Source organism: Halomonas sp. I1, assembly GCF_032334135.1.
GTDB lineage: Bacteria > Pseudomonadota > Gammaproteobacteria > Pseudomonadales > Halomonadaceae > Halomonas.
Genome location: NZ_JAVXUS010000013.1, coordinates 37,267 through 51,448 on the forward strand (window position 1 = coordinate 37,267; position 14,182 = coordinate 51,448).

14 protein-coding genes are annotated in these 14,182 nt (G+C 61.2%); all 14 read right to left on the reverse strand.

What is annotated here, in order from left to right; all coding sequences use genetic code 11:
* Positions 1-16: 16 nt before the first annotated feature.
* On the reverse strand, positions 17-1,654 hold the full coding sequence (locus tag RSO41_RS13320; RefSeq protein ID WP_315619634.1) for a hypothetical protein: 1,638 nt from the start codon (positions 1,652-1,654) through the stop codon (positions 17-19).
* Positions 1,651-2,205, reverse strand: coding sequence for a DUF4376 domain-containing protein (locus RSO41_RS13325; RefSeq protein WP_315619635.1), 555 nt, complete (start codon positions 2,203-2,205; stop codon positions 1,651-1,653). The genes RSO41_RS13320 and RSO41_RS13325 overlap by 4 nt, the downstream gene beginning before the upstream one ends.
* Positions 2,202-3,626 carry a WD40 repeat domain-containing protein gene (locus RSO41_RS13330; RefSeq protein ID WP_315619636.1) on the reverse strand — a complete coding sequence of 475 codons (1,425 nt, stop codon included), beginning with the start codon at positions 3,624-3,626 and terminating at the stop codon, positions 2,202-2,204. Before RSO41_RS13330 ends, RSO41_RS13325 begins: the two co-directional genes overlap by 4 nt.
* A gap of 3 nt (positions 3,627-3,629) precedes the next feature.
* A complete protein-coding gene (locus tag RSO41_RS13335; protein ID WP_315619637.1) occupies positions 3,630-3,896 on the reverse strand; it encodes a hypothetical protein in 267 nt (88 codons plus the stop codon).
* Positions 3,893-6,130 carry a hypothetical protein gene (locus RSO41_RS13340; protein WP_315619638.1) on the reverse strand — a complete coding sequence of 746 codons (2,238 nt, stop codon included), beginning with the start codon at positions 6,128-6,130 and terminating at the stop codon, positions 3,893-3,895. Before RSO41_RS13340 ends, RSO41_RS13335 begins: the two co-directional genes overlap by 4 nt.
* A 12-nt stretch (positions 6,131-6,142) precedes the next feature.
* Complete coding sequence (locus RSO41_RS13345; protein WP_315619639.1) at positions 6,143-6,565, reverse strand: hypothetical protein; 423 nt, start codon at positions 6,563-6,565, stop codon at positions 6,143-6,145.
* A gap of 34 nt (positions 6,566-6,599) precedes the next feature.
* Positions 6,600-7,157, reverse strand: a complete 558-nt coding sequence (locus RSO41_RS13350) for a hypothetical protein (protein WP_315619640.1) — start codon at positions 7,155-7,157, stop codon at positions 6,600-6,602.
* 3 nt (positions 7,158-7,160) lie between these two features.
* Complete coding sequence (locus tag RSO41_RS13355) at positions 7,161-7,874, reverse strand: DUF6682 family protein (RefSeq protein ID WP_315619641.1); 714 nt, start codon at positions 7,872-7,874, stop codon at positions 7,161-7,163.
* A gap of 3 nt (positions 7,875-7,877) precedes the next feature.
* The gene (locus RSO41_RS13360) at positions 7,878-8,258 is read right to left on the reverse strand and encodes a hypothetical protein (protein WP_315619642.1); all 381 of its coding nucleotides are present in this window, start codon (positions 8,256-8,258) and stop codon (positions 7,878-7,880) included.
* A 58-nt stretch (positions 8,259-8,316) separates the two neighbouring features.
* Complete coding sequence (locus tag RSO41_RS13365) at positions 8,317-9,105, reverse strand: P22 phage major capsid protein family protein (protein WP_315619643.1); 789 nt, start codon at positions 9,103-9,105, stop codon at positions 8,317-8,319.
* 85 nt (positions 9,106-9,190) lie between these two features.
* On the reverse strand, positions 9,191-9,778 hold the full coding sequence (locus RSO41_RS13370; RefSeq protein WP_315619644.1) for an HNH endonuclease signature motif containing protein: 588 nt from the start codon (positions 9,776-9,778) through the stop codon (positions 9,191-9,193).
* Positions 9,779-10,243: 465 nt separating this feature from the next.
* The gene (locus RSO41_RS13375; RefSeq protein WP_315619645.1) at positions 10,244-11,218 is read right to left on the reverse strand and encodes a hypothetical protein; all 975 of its coding nucleotides are present in this window, start codon (positions 11,216-11,218) and stop codon (positions 10,244-10,246) included.
* A 261-nt stretch (positions 11,219-11,479) separates the two neighbouring features.
* Positions 11,480-13,720, reverse strand: a complete 2,241-nt coding sequence (locus RSO41_RS13380) for a hypothetical protein (RefSeq protein ID WP_315619646.1) — start codon at positions 13,718-13,720, stop codon at positions 11,480-11,482.
* A 5-nt stretch (positions 13,721-13,725) separates the two neighbouring features.
* Positions 13,726-14,175 carry a hypothetical protein gene (locus RSO41_RS13385; RefSeq protein ID WP_315619647.1) on the reverse strand — a complete coding sequence of 150 codons (450 nt, stop codon included), beginning with the start codon at positions 14,173-14,175 and terminating at the stop codon, positions 13,726-13,728.
* Positions 14,176-14,182 lie beyond the last annotated feature (7 nt).

Sequence of the window (14,182 nt, forward strand, 5' to 3'; positions counted from 1 at the left end):
CAGGTTGATCTTGCGGTTAGCGCAGCTCGCCAGGGCTGCCGGCCAGCTGGATCGATACCACCTCGTTGTTGCCGGCCACCTCGATTTCCCACTCTCGGGACAGCGAATAGCCCGACGGCAGTCGGAACATGTCAGGGCCCTGGATAGCCTGATCCACGATGGCCTCACCATCGGCATACACGCGCAGCTTCACCGGGTAGGCGTGGGCAACGATGCGGCCACAAGTCAGTGTGGCGCGGCCTGACGGATAGCTATGGATGGGCGACCGCCAGCGCATCGAGAACAGGTTGCCGGCTCCCCACGCGGTCACAGCGCCATTCTGGAGCAGGTAAAGTGTATCGCGTTCGCTGTCGTAATAGCCGCCCTCGGCGCTGACCTCATAACGATCGATGCCCTCACCAGGCGTGAACGCCAGGCAACCATTGGTGTGGAACGCCATATACCGCCCATCGTACCGATATGCGTGGATCGACGACGGGTCGAGCGCCTTCCACTGGTCGCGGGAGTAGGTTTCTTTCGTGACTACTTCAGCCTGCTGCCCGCCGACCGCAACCAGGCCATCCGGGGAGGCATAAAGCGCATAGCCGCCCATCTCGACAATGCTGCGTTTCGACACACACGACTGGTATACGTCGAGCTTCATCTGAGACATGGCGGCAGGGCTGGCCCCGGTCAGCAATGATGGCTGCCCAGTGGTCAGGACCACAAGGCCCGCGCTCGTCGATGCCAGGCCAACGACAGGATCATCAAACGCCAGTTGGTAGCTCACCGGCCAAGCATGCGGGTAATAGGCCTCGCAGAATGCGACCGTATTGCCGAAGAAGCCCGCCAGGATGCCGTTCGGCAACACGGTGAGTCCTCGCATCTTCGGGTCGGGCACGTCCCACTCGGCGGACGGCAAGGCAATGCCCAGCTCGGCGGAAGACACGCCGTCCTCGAATTGCCCAGTCCCGGCTGACACGTCTGCAACATGTTGATACACCCCACCCGACTCGGTGCGGTAGATCCGCATTAACTGGATGTTGCTGTTGCCACCGGGAAGCGGCGGAAGGTTGACGATAACGTGGCCACCACCTGGTATATCGCTCTCGTCGTCCCAACGCTCGATCAGCTCTGACGGCAGGCTCGGTGCGCTCTCTTCGCCGTACTGGCTGACACATGTCACCACATACGCCGTTTCAACCGTCGTGGGCGGCGGCCATTCCCCCTCTTCCGGCGGCGTGCGGCTGGCTGGCTCGACGACTTCAGGCGGTTCATCAGGTGCCGGAACGCCCAACTGATACCAGTTCGAGGGATAAGGGCCGTCACCCTGGGTAATGACATCGATGCCGCCCATCTTCGGCGGGCCGTCGCCAGTCCAGTAAACGCGCTCGTATTGGTCATTGGCGATGGGCGAACGCGCCACATCGACATCAAGGCCGCGGCGCCACGACAGCCAGAAACTCGCCGATCCATCGCCAGGCGTATAGCGGAAAAGGTTCGCGGGCCGGAACACCTTAGGTACGTCGCTGACGTGTGCCGGCTTGCGCTCAGGCTTGAGTGTGCCGTGCCGGCGCGTCAGGTTCTTGGCCACCTGCGCGGACTTCTCAGGTAACAAGCGCGGGTCAATCAGCGGTAGCTCGCCAAGGAACCCACCAGGGTACATGATCGTCATTGCAGACCTTCCAGTGCAGCTTCAACGTCATCGAGCGTGGTCGCTTCGACCAGGGCATCTTTGGCTGACCAGCTCTGCTGATAGATGTCTTCGATGTGGGTCAGCGCGGCCATGGTCATGTCGCGCATCTCGGTCGGCGTTAGCTGATAAGTCGTGTTCGACAGCCCCCGGAACGGCATCGGCGTCGTATCACCAGCCTCGACCCTGGCCGTCGCTTTGGTGTTCAGGGCCATTAGGTTCAAGCGGTCGTCAGGCCGGGTCTGTACGGTGTCTTCTGTGCCGTCCGGCATCGTGTACGGCACACCGTCGTTGAGCGAATTGTCCCGCCACTCGTTCACCTTCGCCCTGGCCTCATGGGCCCGGCGCTGGACGTCGGACAGCGGTACGCTGTCGATCAGCACCCACGTCCGGCCTCGGAGCTGGGCCATTTGCCCCTCGGGCACCTCAGGCGGCACAACTTTCGTGTATCCATCGGGGAAACCCTCACCCTTCCTCAGTTTGAGTGTTTCACCCGTCCAGATTGATTGCGCATCGAGCTTATAGATGATCATTTGGCCTTGATCCTATATTCGAGGGATGGGTCGGGGGCGCTCACGTCGGGGAGTTGGAACTCGTCGCCGGGGCCTTCCATGGCGATGGTCAGGTAGGGAGAGCCTTCATGGCCCACTGCCAGATAGGAATCATCGGGGCTGAAGGCAACCCCACGCCCAGTATCAGGCAACGACGGCGTGCCGCTAACTACAGACCAGCCATCGGTGTTAATAACAGCCAGGTAGGGGGAGCCATAATGGCTTATTGCCAGGTAGGCGCTATCAGAACTAAAGGCAGCAGCGTACACAGCACCAGGTAACGAAAGTGGATTTTCCACTACAGACCAATCGCTAGTGTCGATGACGGTTAGGTAAGGCGAGTCTATATACCCCACCGCCAGGTAGTTGCCGTTAGGGCTGAAGGCGACAGCGTATGCGGCATTAGATAGCGAGGGCGTGCCGCTCACTACACTCCAGTCGCTGGTATTGATGACGGTTAGGTAAGGCGATTCCCATCTATTCCCCACCGCCAGATACGTGCCATCAGGGCTGAAGGCGACAGCGTGTCCGTCATCAGGAAGTGTAGGCGTGCCGCTCACCACACTCCAGTCACTAGTATTGACGACGGTTAGGTAAGGCGAGTCTGTATGCCCCACCGCCAGGTAAGCGCCATCAGGGCTGAAGGCGGCAGCGTTTCCGCCATCAGGAAGTGAAGGTGTGCCACTAACTACACTCCAGTCACTAGTATTGATGACGTTTAGGCGAGGGCTATAAGCGGACCCACACACCACCGCCAAGTATGCCCCGTCAGGGCTGAAGGCGACAGCGTTTCCGACACCAGGAAGTGAAGGTGTGCCACTAACTACACTCCAGTCGCTGGTATTGACGACGGTTAGGTAAGGCGATTCCCATCTATTCCCCACCGCCAGATACGTGCCATCAGGGCTGAAGGCGACAGCGTGTCCGTCACCAGGAAGTGAAGGTGTGCCGCTCACCACCTCTTGTGCCGGAACCATAAACGCGAACATCGCCCCTAGCTCCGGGTAATCAGCCACCTGGTACGTGAGCCCGTCCAGGCGCAACCGGTCATCCAGCGGGGCGCTCTTCGCAACCAGTAAAGTCTCCCCGATACGAGTCTGAATGCGATCCATCGTGCCCGCTGTGGGTCGAGCCTCGATCAGCTCCCCGGCAGCATGCGGCACAGCCTCGAATTCCACGCCGCGCTCCACTGTCAGAGTCGCGCCTGACACCCCGGTGACGCGCACAACTTCGATGTTCTCGCCATACTGCGATGAGTCGGCGTACAGCGTGACCAGGAACCATTCGTTCTCGCCGAGCGATGTCGGCAGGTTCACGGCATCGGATACCTCGACGGTCGTGGCCGCGTCATCAATCGCGGATGCCAGTACCGCACGGGCATTATTGAAAAAACGCTGGGGCATGGTTTACATCTCCACCACAACAATCATGAAATCCACCTCTTTGATCCGACTCTCTGTGTGGATCAGCGGCGAGAACTTGTAGCTGTCACCGTTTGCCCCGCCCTTGATCCACAGCTTGACGCGGTTCGGTTCAATACCTACCTGCGTGACCTCGATGCCATCGGGGGCCTCAACATCGACGTGCTCCACCTCGTCGCCCTCGGCCATCCACTCGGCCAGATTGATGTCATAGTCGAGGTGGTCACGGGGCTGCTTCTTGAATGTCTTCATACGATGTACTCCCGTGAGGTATTTGGCACCGACATCGAGCGGGCACCGGCCATCAGGGTGATGGTCCGTCTATCGGGTGCCGGAACGCCGGGATTGATCTTGAAAGAGACGCGGCCTGTTTCGGCCCAGGACTCGCCGTCAACAGCCTGGGGGGCAGTTGTGATGCGCACCATGTCGCCGGTACTGGCTGCGCTGCCCTGGAATGACATCTCGCGGAAACGCCAGACGTAGATCGTCACCGGAACCCGAGCCGAGGCACGGGCCTGGCCACTCATGGGGCGATACCGAGCGAACCAGGCATTAGAGGTGGCCCACGACGAGCTGCTGGCCCGTAGGAACCGGGTAAGTCGCGGCGTGCCGTTTGACGCTGACCAACTGATAGTTGGCCGTGGTGTCAGGTAAGCGTGCCGTTCATAGTCACCGACCGAGGACGAGAACGCCTGAGTAGGGTCATCGACGAAACGAGCAAACCGCGTCGCCGTTGCTGATGACGTAGAGTGAGCGCGTATGCTCGGCGCGGTGATATACCGATGGGGTTGAATCACCCCGCTCGTCTGAGCTGTGGCCGTCGATTCAGCTTCCAGATACCGATCTACATGCGGTTCATCGCCCTGGCTCACTGATTCACTGATCTGTGGCACGATCTCGGGGATCGCCAGCCGGGTCGCATCGAAGCGGATCTCGGAGCCGGGCTCGGCTGCTTCATCGATATAGCGGACGATCTTGTTGGCGATGTCCCGACCACCGGATGTGATGATCAATGGCTCAATGACCGGGTACCGCCAGCTATAGATGACGGCACCGATGTTGATCGCAGAGATGGCGTAATCATCGCCCTCGGCCTTGGCCAGTCGCTTGGCGTTCGATACCACCGTGGCCGTGGCCGAGGTGCTGTCCCATGTCGGGACTTCGCGGTAGCACCAGCCCGTGGACTTTGCCGAATTCGCCAGCTCCTTGGCCGTCACGAAATCCTGACGGATTGTGTAGGCCGATTGGTCCGATTCCGCGACACTCTGCCCGGTGGCGCGGACCCAGGGATTGACGCGGGCATGATCAATGGACCATGCGTCTGCTTCGGCCTCAGTCGTGCCCTCGAACGCATGAATCTGGTACGGCTCACCCGACGACTCACTGAAAGCGGTCGGCTGCCCCGTTGCTTCAGTGATTCTATGACCCACGGATCGGTGGTCTGACACAGCCACCGCTGGGCCATCGGCATAGCGGTATGTCGTGCCGTCCCGCGTGACAGCGGGTGATGCATGCGTCTCGGCTGTCGCTATCGCCCCGCTCTTGATCACGGTGATGCGGGATGCGACAGACTCGCCAGTCGCGCTGCTGTAAGTGGCACCTCGGTGGTCGCGGTACAGGCGCAACGTCCCGGCCACATGACCGGAGAACGATTCCGGCCGCATCGTGCCACGACCGATTTTCGTATTCGCCAGCGCCGAGGACCGGGTACGAATAACTGTCCGCGCCTCGGCATACCGCTGACGGACGCTCAGTCTCTCTATCCGTGACTCAGCTATCCACGATAGGGATGCCGTTCTCAAGGCGCGTAATGACGCACGCCACCACGACTCGTAGTCGATGCTGGTATTGGCGTCAGCCACCGATTCAGCGGTAACGGGGCGGGCACGGTACGCCGCACACTCAATGCCCGACACCGCACTGGCCGTGCTGGGCTCCATCCACGCGGTGCGCTCGGCGCTCAACGTCGCTTCGGCCACGGCCTCTGCCGGGGGTGCGCCCGGTGCCGGTGTCACCCGCTCACTGACGCCGGATGACTCGGCCACCGGCTCAGCGGTGCGGGGGGTTATGTAGACGTGACGCACACCGGAGCCAGTGGTCTCAGCATCGGCACCGGCGCTACCGTCCACGGGACGGAGCGCCCAGGGCGCGGTCAGACTGATGCTGGCCGCCGTCGCTGACCGTCCGGCCATGAACACCAGCTCGTACCCGTCGCCATTGATATGCGCGGACGCTGCCGCCGTCCCCCACCCTTTGGCCAGCCGGGTTGCATCAACCGTCAGTCCCGCCTCGGCTTCGGGAGCCCCCGTAGCGTGCGTGATGCGCAGCGGGGTCGCCGACGTATCAGCCACCGACTCGGGTGTCGCTGACACGTACCGCGCCACTGTCGGCGTGGCCGTACTGGACGACTCAGCCGACAGCGTGCCGCGTAACCACAGGCCACTGGCCCCGCCGTTCAGCGGGGCTCCATTGAGCGGGGCGAACATGGTATCCCCTTATTAGCGCAGGATGACCTGGATGCCGCCAATATCGACGGACAGGACGTCGTTGATCTCAAGCGTTTTCGAGACCGTGAACTCGCCGTGGTAAAGCATGTTGCCGCCAGACTGAGAGTCGTACAGCGCGTAATGCGTCACCGTTACGTCACCATCGGCAACGGGTGGGAACTGGATGACCTTGGCGTTGGAAGACACCTTGCCGTCACCGGAGTCCGTCGGCGCTGTCCAGCCACTGGTAATACCCTCGCCCTTGGCCGCGTCCTGACGAACGTAGGCAGAGTCTGCAACCTCGTTGCCGGTATCGGCATCGGTGGGGTCAGACGTGAACAGGGCGACGTAGATGGAAGAAGGCGTCGGGAGCGTGGTACCACGCAGAGTATGTTCCAGAACGCCGGATTCGAGATAGTCGGAGAATGCTGCCATTGGGAGTTACCTCACGGTAAGTCGTAGAGCGAAGTTAGATAAAGCGACGCGCCTTGATGCGGGCGCCGCCTCGAGCGTGGCCAAGTCGGGAGGTTTGTTTGGCCGTGGCCACGTCGGCCAGGTACTGGCGACGGTAGTAATTGGCAAGCTCAGGGTTGCGCCATTGCTGGGGGAGCATGAGCAGACGCCATCGAGCACCATTGGCGATGGCCATATCCCATCGATCGACAACCTCGGTGGGCGGCATGTCGCCCACGGCGGGACGGCAAGCCAGGCGACCGTATACAAGCGACGCTTCCGGCCGCTCGTAGAACTCGATGGTGGTGGGCGTGGGTTGATCGAAGCCCTGCCCCTGGATGCACTCGCGGCCATTGAGCGTCAGCGACACAATGCGAAACGGCTGACCACTGGAAGCCGTTACCTGCGGATTCGCTGTGTTCGCCGCCACAACGACCGGTTCGCCTTCCTGCACCCAGACATCGGCCTCGGTGCATAGCTCGCGTGCCATCCGCCTCACGGCGTCGCGCACCGTCATCATTGGTGCATCCGGTACGTCCATCAGCACTTGCTGAACCAGCTCTTCCAGCGTCATGGCTTAGCCCCCGGTCCGGCCTACAGAACCAGTCGGGTTTGACGAGTTGTCAGGCGCGTTGGGTGAGATGGACCGATCAACCTCGACCTTCTGGCCCAGCGCCTTCATGTAGTTCTGCATGTGCAGCTGGGCTCGGTTCATGTTTTTGGCGTGCTCGGCATCCTTGGAATAGGCGCGGAACAGGATGTAGTCGGTGATGACGGGGCCATAGCTATCGTTCAGCTTGATTCGCTCGCCGGACAGTCCTTGCAGGCCTTGCGCAACATCATGTGGCTCCGGCACTGCTGAATAGATCAGCTCTACCTCGGCACCGCTGGCAGCGGGTGGATAGACATAGAAGTGCTTAGGATCTTGGTCATCGAAAATGTACTGCTCGATGTCCACGCTCTTCGGGTCGGCGTGCCAGCTGCGGCGCGTTGTATCCAACGACTGACGCGAGGCGACCAGGATGCCCATCTGCTGACTGCTGCTGGCAGTGTTGCGCACGACATCGATCAGACGCAGACCGTCGGCGGGGATCTCTTGTCGTGTGCCCTCGGTCAGTTCCAGCGGCGCATTCACGGTCGAAGCATCGGGCTTGATCTGGACGATGGCTTGGTAGGCTTCGTTGAGCCAGCCAATCAGTTCTTCATTGGTCCACCGAGTGCCGGCAGTCGTGACTTCCTGGAGGACCAGCTTGGCGTTTTTGATGACGGTTCCCACCGTGGTCACGGCCATGGCTTAAACCTCCTCGATGTGTCGCTTGGCGGCCAGCGCAGCGCTGTACGCGAAGATGCGGCCATTGCCGCGATGCCGAAGCAGCCGCTGTTTGGGCGCCTCCTGTTCTGGCTTGCCCTCGGATGCCGGCGCCTCGGTGATCTTGGATGCCGGGGTCGAGCCGTCCGATTCCGGGGCGACAGTGCCGCCATCAGCATTTCCCTCGGCATGCTCTTCTACAGGCGCTTCACCGCTTTCGCCCTGGTCCTCGACTCGCTCGAGCAGGTCGGCGCGCAGGCTCTCGAGCCCCTTGCGCTTGTCGATGTCCACCCCGAGCGATTTCTTACCGATTTTCTCCAGCTCATCTTTCGAGCCAGCATTTTCAATCTGATCTGTCAGTGACATGGGATGCCCTCTTGTCAGAAACAAAAACGCCACCCCGGAGGGTGGCGAGTCAGGCGCTTCAAGCGCGCTGTGCGTACAGGTGGCCAGCAGCATTCGGGTCGATCATCTCGTACCCAAAGACGTTGAGGCCGCGCACCAGCTTGCCGAAGTCCTGCGGGTTGGGCAGGGTTTCCATGTTCGTCATCTGAGACGCAAAGGTGAGCGCCTTCTTGTGACCGAACAGGACGTTGGTGGCATTTTTGCCGGTAGTGCCGTCCTGCACCGTGCTCAGGTTATTGCTGATATACACGTCAAAACGGTCGAGCATGCCGACCTTGCCGTTTCGGTAAACGGACGTGCTGTCACCCATCGCGCTGGCATCGCGCAGATCGGACTTCTTCAGCATACCGTTCATCCAGGCCGGCAGGATGATGTAGCGCCCAGTGTCGGGCACGTTCTGCTCGTCCAGGACGGAGCCACAATCCACGAGCGTGTCGAGAATCGTATCCTTGGCGATACCCACCGGCGCACCGGCTTCGCCCATGTTGTAGCTACCAGATTTCACGCCTGCACTGGGGCCGGCGTTCTCTGGCGCGGCATCGGCGTAAACATCGCCCAGGATTACCGTGTCGATGGCGATCTTCATCTGCTGGCCGGCATCATCGGACCAGTTGTCCATCAGCTTGATGTCAGACTGGTAGGCGTCCACGTCATTGACCTCGAAGGAGAAATACTTCGCCTTGTCAATGTGCAGCTCTACCTTGTCGCTGGTCGGCTTCTCGTAGTTGAGGCCGCCGCCGACTTCGTAGTCGCGGATGGTGATGGAAGGCGTGGTACGGATCTCGACCGTATCGCCCTTGTTCTTCACTTCCGTTCTGTTTCCACCCTTTCGGGCTTCGTCCCGGCTCTTTATCCGGGCTCCTCACGGTTTCCCATGAGACCAGACTATATCTTCACTGCTTGCGCTTACGCGGCCGCTTATCGGGGCCACGACCAACCTTGCCCGTATGGTGGTAACTGGTGTGCTCTCCCAGCTCCATTAAGCCAAGGTTCTCTGGGCGATTGTCGAGCTTGTCTTCATTGATATGGTGAACAACCTCACCCGGCTCTAAGTACCTACCCAGTTTGCGTTCCATCACCAGTCGATGCTCTCGGACATACCCCTTGCTGTCAGCGTGGGGGTGCCCGTCGGGAGCCTTGATCATCCGGTAACCGTTATGGGTGATGATCTCGCCCCGATGCAGCGTGTCGTTAAGCGGAAGGCCGAAGCGTCGAGCCGCACGATGCACAACAGGTCGGCTGAAACCGGACTCCTCCACTATCTCACTGGTCGTCAGCCCGGCTTCCAGCTTGGGGCGTATCAACTCGTCGGTTTCAGCCGCTGTCCTGCGCTTGACCTTCGGAATCCCGAACCGCTTCATGTATATCATGACCAGCTTTTTCGAGACGCCGTGCTTTTCAGCAACCTTGAGGGTTGACCGAAGCTCGAGATAGTCCGCTTCCAGCTGCTCCTTGGTGATGAAAAACTTCTTGTCTGCCATGGGCCCTCCTGTTTATTTAAACAGTATCACCCATGTTTTTAATTTCGCAAGCAATGCCCCGCACTCGTGGGCCTTCATCGTCCTGTCAGGACTGTTTGGCCTAGTCGTTGAACCTTCCACCCGTTACCGGGAGGCTTGGCTGCTGATTGCCCAATCCCTGCGCTTTTTAGACCGTCACGTTTGCCGTTGCCGGCTACGTTGTGGCGCTCAGGGCTCTAAGGGCTTCCCAGCAATTCACGGGGTTTAGTGAGAGCTGACCTCAACCCTCGTAGTCGGTGTTGGCGATTTCACCGAAGCAAGTGGAGGCATAGAGCTTTTCCACCAGCTTCCCGCTCCAAACCTGCGGGATAAAACCGCTGGAAGACGTGCTTGAATAGTCGGGATGGCTCCCGTCGCGTGTCGGACCTGCCATTGTGTGTTACCTCTTCGTCGCCTCACGGCGAGTTTTCGGAACCGCTGGCGGGATCAGCCTTTCACTCGGCCTTCCCGCTGTGCGGCAAAGATGTCGGCTTCCAGGCGCTGGGCTTCTTCAGCGCTGTAGCGCCCCGCTGTTTTCTCCCGGTAGAAATGGCTGATCTCCTGCCCGGTCCACATACGCTGCCTCTGGGGAGCGCCTGTCGCCTTGGCAGTGCGAGGATCAACCTGGTCATCGGGAACGGTGCGCTTGGCGCCCTGCCCGGCCTGGTCCATGTAGAGCTTGAAAATGTCGGCTACCGCTTTGGCATCCAGGTTCTGCTGGGCCTTGTTCAGCGACTCTTGGCGCTGCTCGCCAGTGTTGGGGTCGAACTGGGCCAGGAACTGATGGAAGCCTGCGTCAGCGTTGACCTCGCGCAGATTCGGCACAGCCTGCTCCAGGTTCATCCAGAAACGGGCCGACGCATCCTGGTGCTTCTCGCTCTCGAGTCGCTCCAGGCGTTCGTTCAGCTCCTGAGTGTTTCCGGTATCGGCTGGCCTCCCGGACGGGGCTCGTTGGTCAACCATCCGCGTAACGAAATCCACGAGGTCTTCGCCATACGTCGCCTTGAACTGCTCGAGCTGCTCATCGCTGACACCGCTATCGGCGCCACCGGTGGGCTGCTGTTGTTCAAGCTCGGCGATTCGGCGATCTCGCTCGGCGATGGTGTTCTTGAGCTCGCTGTTTTCCTGACGCAGCGCCGGAATCTCGCTGTTGTACTTGCCCTGCAGGACGTTGAACCGGTGCTGCCAATAAAGAGCACCCTGGTCTTGTTCATCCTTGGGCTGTGCTTCAGCGCTGTCGGCGGGTTGCGTCGGGCTGGGCTTGTCGGCCTTGGCAGGCGCCGAGAACTCGTCCTGCGGGTTTCGCTGCCCTTCCTCGGGAGCCGAGTCAGCGGGACGCTGATCATCGGGATTCTCGGGTTGGGGTTCGAAGTGCTGACGGGCGGCTTCGGCTTGGGCCTGAACGGACCTGGGTAGTGACATTGTTGCTCCTGTGACGCCTCACGGCGTGACGGGTGAGCCGGCATTTGCCGGGGTTCACGACTCGGGTAACGGGTTCTGACTGCAGTCCAGAGCGCTCCCACGACAAAGCCGCCCAGGGCGAACCATGAGCGGCTTTGCGGTGAGGCCGGGCCGGAGCCCGGCGGCTACTGAGTAAAGCGCTGGTTGACCACGTCGCGGGCTTGCTCGAGCTTCTCAATCAGCTCGGCCACCGTTGACGCACGTCCTTGCAGTCGGGCGACTTCAGCGGGTTCGCGGCACTTTTCCAGGCTGTCGCGGCATTCCTCTCGCTCGGCCTTGAGAAGCGCCACCAGACGCCTCCCCTCCGGGGACTCGGCCAGCCTGGCCAGCGCCTTCCAGTCCTGTCCCTCCATCGTTGCGTCCTCGCGTCTCGGTAATCAGCTTGGCGATCTCGGCCAACAGGTGTTGTGCCTCGAGGGGCGCCATCTGCTGCGATTGCTGGGTTTCGGCCTCGGTCTGTGCGGCGTCGGCATTCGCCTCGCGCGCCCGCGCCTGCTTCTCGGAAGCCTCGGCTTCGGCCTTGGCTTGTTCCATCCGTAGCTGGGCCTGCTGGTCCTGCCGTTGCTGTGCCAGGTTCTGCTGCATCTCCTCCTCGGAGGGGATGAGACCAGGCAAGTCCAGCTTCTCTGCGATACTGTCGAGCAGCTTGCGGCGCCCATCGTGGCCGATGATGCCCATGTCGTAGTCGTTGGCAGTGAGTTGGAGGAACTGCTGGCGTAGCTGGTTGGTCTGCTCGCGGATAAGCATGGCGCTCGACCCTCTGGCCACCACGCTGGCATCGCCCTTGATGCTGTTGTCGTCGCTGAACTGCATGTTGTGGAGCCAAAGCGCCTCGATGACCCGACGAAGCACACCGCGATCGATGTGCCGAATCGCATCCTTGATGCCCTTGTTCGCGGACTCCATGAGCATCGACAGGCCTGACGCGGTTTGTCCGGCGCCGCCCGCCTCATCGCTGCCGTACATGTAGCGCGGGATGTTGGTGGACTCGTCGGCCCGGTATTCGAACTGCTCGTAGACAGCCAGCAATTCACTGGCATTGCTCTGCGGCTGGAAGAAACGCAAGGCAGGATTGTTGCCGGCCTCTACGCTGCTCTTGGTTCGCCAGATCTTCCACGGATAGATATCGGTCGGGTCCTCCTGCGGCTGCAGGCGATCCTCGTAGACCTCGAGCTGGGGGCCTGACGAGATAGCCAGATTATTGACCAGGCCTCGCGCCGTGGCATTGCACACATCCTGAATATCGGCCATGAGCTCGGGAATGCCCTGGCCCCAGAACGAGCCGGGGACCGGCTGGAATGACGCTTTGTGATATGGCCGACGCTCCAGAGGATCTCGGTTGATGCGCACCCGGATGACATGCTGGCCGATCAGGATGGCCTCAACCTCATACTCGGCCAGCGGGTCTTCGATCTCGTCGGGGCTGATACCCCACTGCAGTAGCGTCACGCCCTGGGCGCCGCCGGAGTAGATCAAACCATCGATGGTCTCACCCGGCGTCAGCCATTCATGGCCACGGCCTTCGAGCTCGGCACGCTCGCCGTCGCTCCAGAGCCAGTCGCGGAGTCCACCCTGGCCATACTGATCCAGAACCCGACGGATGGCCTCCTCGCTGTAGCTCGGCACGCCGATCAGTTGGTTGAGCTGCGATCGAGTGAAGCGAGCTCGCTCGATGATGAAAGCACCGTCATCGATGCTGGTGGCGTCCGGGCTTGGGTACAGGTCGAAAGGTGAAACCCGCTCGAACTCGGGCCTAATTGTCTCTCCCTTGACCGGTTGCCATCCCTCCAACCATTGCAGCTCCGGCACGCGCCGGAAAATCGGGGCGCGGATGAAGGCCGCCGGGTAGGTCACGAAGTCGTCGATGAACGCCTCGAATGCCTCATCCCAGTACCCTTCCGCGAGCTGGTCGCTGATGAGCTCCTCATGCCGTTCCGTCGCCTCTCGCGCGGCATCCTCGGCAGCCTGTCGCAGTTGCTCGCGGGCCTGCTCGGCCAGGGCGGCCATGTCCACCTGCTGGCCCTGCTGCTGCATCTCTGCGGCCTGTTGGCGGATTTGGGATGCCAGAGGAGCCAGATAGGCATCGGGCACTTCCGCCACTGGTGTCGGCTCGAGCCCCCAGGGGCGCTCGTTTGCCGGCATCATGATGTCGCGAATCCACGCCGCCGCTGCCCGACACTTGGTCGCTGTCAGCATCATGTAGATCTCGGCGCCGCCTTCCTTTCGGATCGCCTGGAGCTTCTCGGGCGAGTATTCCCCTTTGCGGCGCCGCAGGCAGTCGAGCATCCGATTGTCCACCGACTGTCGGGCCATCTTGGCGTTTTCCCAGCACCGCTGGATGTGCGCGCCCAAAGACGACTCGATGAGTTCTTGCCTGCGCCGTTCTTCCTCTGCCTGGCGCTGCGCTTCTTCCTCTTCAGCGGCCCGCATCTCTTCCGCCGACCGATGCTGTAGCAGCCCCATACCGCTCATTGGGCGCCCCCGGTCAGCCGGCTATAGATAGCTTTGGTCGCGTCTTGCTTGTTGCGGCGCAGGCGCATGATGTTGCGGCGCATCGGGGCCAGCTGGGCAAACAGGTCGCGAACATACCCGGATGGATCATCAGCGAACTCGCGCAGCTTCACGTTGAGCGTGACACCCATGCTGCCCTGAGTATCGAATTGCAGGCGCATCCCCGGTTCAGGCTTCGTCACCCGTTCCTCGATGACGATCATGTCGATCTGGACCGGGCCGACATCAGGACGCCAACGGCCAGTTTCGAGCGGGATGCCGTGCTGATTGAGCATTTCCGCGATGGATTGCGCCGCGTCGCGCATCATCTGCTGAACCTGCTCTTGCGTCTTGCCTGTCAGGTCGAACGCCGTATTGCCCGCGCGGCGTTGTGCGCCCGCGTCCGGTGACGTGAGTATCTGCGACATGAATCCC

Excerpts from the sequence above, each read along its gene's own strand:
- RSO41_RS13320 (WP_315619634.1), bottom strand. The coding sequence starts at position 1,654 with ATGACGATCATGTACCCTGGTGGGTTCCTTGGCGAGCTACCGCTGATT.
- RSO41_RS13325 (WP_315619635.1), bottom strand. The coding sequence starts at position 2,205 with ATGATCATCTATAAGCTCGATGCGCAATCAATCTGGACGGGTGAAACA.
- RSO41_RS13330 (WP_315619636.1), bottom strand. The coding sequence starts at position 3,626 with ATGCCCCAGCGTTTTTTCAATAATGCCCGTGCGGTACTGGCATCCGCG.
- RSO41_RS13335 (WP_315619637.1), bottom strand. The coding sequence starts at position 3,896 with ATGAAGACATTCAAGAAGCAGCCCCGTGACCACCTCGACTATGACATC.
- RSO41_RS13340 (WP_315619638.1), bottom strand. The coding sequence starts at position 6,130 with ATGTTCGCCCCGCTCAATGGAGCCCCGCTGAACGGCGGGGCCAGTGGC.
- RSO41_RS13345 (WP_315619639.1), bottom strand. The coding sequence starts at position 6,565 with ATGGCAGCATTCTCCGACTATCTCGAATCCGGCGTTCTGGAACATACT.
- RSO41_RS13350 (WP_315619640.1), bottom strand. The coding sequence starts at position 7,157 with ATGACGCTGGAAGAGCTGGTTCAGCAAGTGCTGATGGACGTACCGGAT.
- RSO41_RS13355 (WP_315619641.1), bottom strand. The coding sequence starts at position 7,874 with ATGGCCGTGACCACGGTGGGAACCGTCATCAAAAACGCCAAGCTGGTC.
- RSO41_RS13360 (WP_315619642.1), bottom strand. The coding sequence starts at position 8,258 with ATGTCACTGACAGATCAGATTGAAAATGCTGGCTCGAAAGATGAGCTG.
- RSO41_RS13370 (WP_315619644.1), bottom strand. The coding sequence starts at position 9,778 with ATGGCAGACAAGAAGTTTTTCATCACCAAGGAGCAGCTGGAAGCGGAC.
- RSO41_RS13375 (WP_315619645.1), bottom strand. The coding sequence starts at position 11,218 with ATGTCACTACCCAGGTCCGTTCAGGCCCAAGCCGAAGCCGCCCGTCAG.
- RSO41_RS13380 (WP_315619646.1), bottom strand. The coding sequence starts at position 13,720 with ATGGGGCTGCTACAGCATCGGTCGGCGGAAGAGATGCGGGCCGCTGAA.
- RSO41_RS13385 (WP_315619647.1), bottom strand. The coding sequence starts at position 14,175 with ATGTCGCAGATACTCACGTCACCGGACGCGGGCGCACAACGCCGCGCG.